At 57.5% G+C, this 1,312-nt stretch carries 1 protein-coding gene; it reads left to right on the forward strand.

Features of this window, described 5'->3' with window-relative positions; all coding sequences use genetic code 11:
• Nucleotides 1-29: 29 nt before the first annotated feature.
• A partial coding sequence (locus WMO20_RS14365; RefSeq protein WP_349187305.1) for a DNA topoisomerase occupies nt 30-1,312 on the forward strand: 1,283 nt, incomplete at its 3' end.

The following is a 1,312-nucleotide window of genomic DNA, read 5'->3' on the forward strand; positions in this document are numbered from 1 at the left end:
GATTTTCTACCGCTTTATCGGCCCATTGGATGCCATCGAGTAACAAAGTCAGAAAAGTCACCTCCGAGAACTATCCTACAGACGCAGGGCGCGAGGGAGAACTGATTTTCCGCTTGGTGTACCAGCAAGCAGGGTGCAAAAAGCCTTTTTCCCGCCTGTGGCTGTCCAGCATGGAGGAAAATGCCATCCGAGAAGGGTTCGCCCACCTGAAGCCGTCAACTGAATACGATGCACTGTACAACGCAGCACTCTGCCGGGAACGTGCCGACTGGATGGTCGGCATCAATGCGTCCCGGCTTTTTTCATGCCTGTACAACCAGCCTTTGGCGGTGGGGCGTGTTATGACCCCGGTGCTCGCTATGACCGTGGTGAGGGAAGCCGCCATCGCCGCCTTTGTGCCGGAGAAATTCTACACGGTTGCCCTGACCCTTGCGGACGGCGGCACCGCATCCAGCAAGCGGTTTGCCCAGAAAGCGGATGCCGAACTGCTGCTTTCCAAATGCCGAAAGGAGGGGCGTGTCACGGTGCAGAAGATGGAACGCAAGGAGAAATCCGAAAGCCCGCCGCAGCTCTATGACCTTACTGCATTGCAGCGGGATGCCAACCGTCTGCTGGGATTTACGGCACAGCAGACCTTGGATTATGCCCAAAGCCTTTACGAAAAGCGGCTTATCACCTACCCCCGCACGGACAGCCGGTTTTTGACAGAGGATATGGCGGCTTCCCTTCCGGGACTGGTGACGGACACGGGCAGGGCGTTTGCCGTGGAGGAGCCGATTCCCATCCATGTGCAGCAGGTCATCAATGGCAGCAAAGTCACCGACCATCATGCGCTGCTGCCCACGAAAAGCATGGCAAACGCAGACCTTGCCGCACTCCCTGCCGGGGAGTGGAAGATTCTGCGGCTGATTGCTGCACGGCTACTCTGCGCCGTAGGTGAACCGCACCGCTATGCAGAAACCTCGATTATCACCATCTGCGCCGGAGAGGAATTCTCCGCAAAAGGCAAGTTGGTGCTGTCCGACGGATGGAAAGCCATGGAACGAAAAATGCTGGGGGAACTTCTGGGCAAGCAAAAGGAAGCAGTTGTTCTGCCCGATGCGCAAGAGCAGAGCCAGTGCAGCGTTGCCGGTGCCGAACTGAAAGAGGGTCAGACGTCCCCACCGAAGCATTTCACCGAAGATACTCTCCTGTCAGCTATGCAGGTAGCGGGTGCGGATAGTATGCCGGAGGGCGTGGAGCGTCAGGGTGTCGGTACTCCGGCAACCAGAGCAGCCACCATTGAAAAGCTGGTGCAGAAGGGCTTTCTGGA

Origin of the sequence: Faecalibacterium intestinale, from assembly GCF_040096575.1 — a bacterium.
GTDB lineage: Bacteria > Bacillota > Clostridia > Oscillospirales > Ruminococcaceae > Faecalibacterium > Faecalibacterium intestinale.